Annotated in this window: 3 protein-coding genes; all 3 read right to left on the minus strand. The window is 62.8% G+C overall.

Annotation, left to right across the window (positions count from 1 at the left end; all coding sequences use genetic code 11):
- Positions 1-194 (minus strand): TadE/TadG family type IV pilus assembly protein (locus VF584_11525; GenBank protein HEX8210798.1); only part of this gene is annotated, 194 nt, incomplete at its 3' end.
- A 325-nt stretch (positions 195-519) separates the two neighbouring features.
- Complete coding sequence (locus tag VF584_11530; protein ID HEX8210799.1) at positions 520-1,359, minus strand: IS3 family transposase; 840 nt, start codon at positions 1,357-1,359, stop codon at positions 520-522.
- Positions 1,360-1,364: 5 nt separating this feature from the next.
- On the minus strand, positions 1,365-1,694 hold the full coding sequence (locus VF584_11535; GenBank protein ID HEX8210800.1) for a transposase: 330 nt from the start codon (positions 1,692-1,694) through the stop codon (positions 1,365-1,367).
- Positions 1,695-1,759: the final 65 nt, after the last annotated feature.

Below are 1,759 nucleotides of genomic sequence, written 5' to 3' on the forward strand. Positions count from 1 at the left end.
GTCATGCGGGCTTGTTGGCTCCAGCCGCCGTCGATCGCGGCCTGATGCGCCGCCGCGCGGGCGGCTTGCTCCACGGTGTAGTGGGTCAGCAGCACCTGGAGCACGCCGATGGCGTCGAACACGAGCCCGAGGAGGATCGGCAGCACCAGCGCCAGTTCGACCAGACTCTGACCGCGCTGCCGGCGGCGGATCATCCCTGCGATCGGCCTGGGAGCTACGCTCCGATGAGCTATCGTCCACGACGCTGCTGCGCGTGGCAGGGCGGGGCGCAGGACGCCAGGAACGCCATACATTGGGACATGGACCCGCATGAACACCTCCAGAACACGCAAAAAGCCGGAGGGTGGAACGTCCGGGCCACAGACGCCAGCCTCCAGCTGTTCGCAGACGATTCCCCGCGCTGCTCGGGATTCAGTTCTTCGACGACGAACGGTTAGACGGACGGCGCGAGCCACCTCCGCATCCGCATGATCACCCCGCGCAGCGACCGGCTGTAATGCACCCCCGCTGTCAAACCACTCAAGCCGCTTGTTGTTGATGCTGTTGTTGGAATTGTTTGGGACTCTGATACCCGAGCGCTTGATGCGGCCGCCCTTCGTTGTACCAGGTGATCCAGGCACTGATCACTCCCGTCGCCTCGGCAAAACTCTCGAAGGTGTGCTGCCACACACACTCCTCTTTCAGGCTGCGAAAAAAACGCTCAATCAGACCATTTTGTTCGGGTGTGTACGGCGTAATGTACTCCTGGTCGAGCCGATAGAAGGCGCAGGCATCGCGGAATCGTCGGCTCTGGAAGATGAGGCCATTGTCACTCCGAATGATGGGCGTGTTCCCGCTCGGGCGAATGGTTCCGAAGCGCTGCAAACAGGCTGCTTCCAACGCCCGTTCCGCTTCCTTCGCGCGGCCCCGCAACGCAAACTCAAAGCCGACCAGTTCGCGATCGTAACAATCAATGACGGCCGTGAGGTGGGCCCAGCCGTCACGCCCAACCGCGATATGCGTCACATCCATCGCCCACCGCTCATTGCGCCGCTGCGCCACACTGCGCCGCCGTTTGACCCGCGGCTTGGGTGTCACCTGCCGCTGACCCACCAGCCAGCGCTTGCGCCGCATCAGGCGGTAGACCCGTTTCCGGTTGATCACCAGCTGGTCCCCAAAGCGTAACAAGGCCCAGATTCGCCGGTAGCCGTAGGTCGGATGCGCGTGAATGAGATCGCGAATGCGGCGGATCACCGGGTCGTCCAGCGCCGTGGTGCCTGTTGTAGCAGGTGCAGACGCACGAGCTGCGGATTGATACAGCGCCGAGCGCGGCACGTCGAGGACGCGGCAGATGTGGCGGAGCGAGGCGGTGGGAAGCACCGCGCTTACTCGTCGGACATCTGCCGCCACGAAGGGTTTGCTTTCGTGGCCTCCTTCAGAATGTCCAGGTCCATGACCAACTCACCCACCTTCTGCTTGAGCCGCTTGATCTCCTGCTCCTTGAGCGCCTCCTCATCCAGCGGTTTCGCCCGGAGCGCATTTTCGGCACCCGTGAGGAAGCGTTCTTTCCATTGCTCAATCTCCGCAACCGTGAGGCCATGGGCGCGGGCTGCCTCAACCACGGTCGTACTGCCACGCAGAATATCGACCACGAGGGCGGCGCGTCGTTTCGCGGTCCAGCGCCGTGGATTCTGCTCATCCGGTCCGTTGCTCATCGTTCCACCTCCGACAGCTATTCTACTGTCTTAACAGTGGTCTGACTGGGACAGGGGGCAGTATA

The organism is Longimicrobium sp. (assembly GCA_036389135.1).
Classification (GTDB): Bacteria; Gemmatimonadota; Gemmatimonadetes; order Longimicrobiales; family Longimicrobiaceae; genus Longimicrobium.

Bases quoted from the DNA above. Each gene is read 5' to 3' on its own strand.
- VF584_11535 (HEX8210800.1), bottom strand. From the start codon at position 1,694: ATGAGCAACGGACCGGATGAGCAGAATCCACGGCGCTGGACCGCGAAA.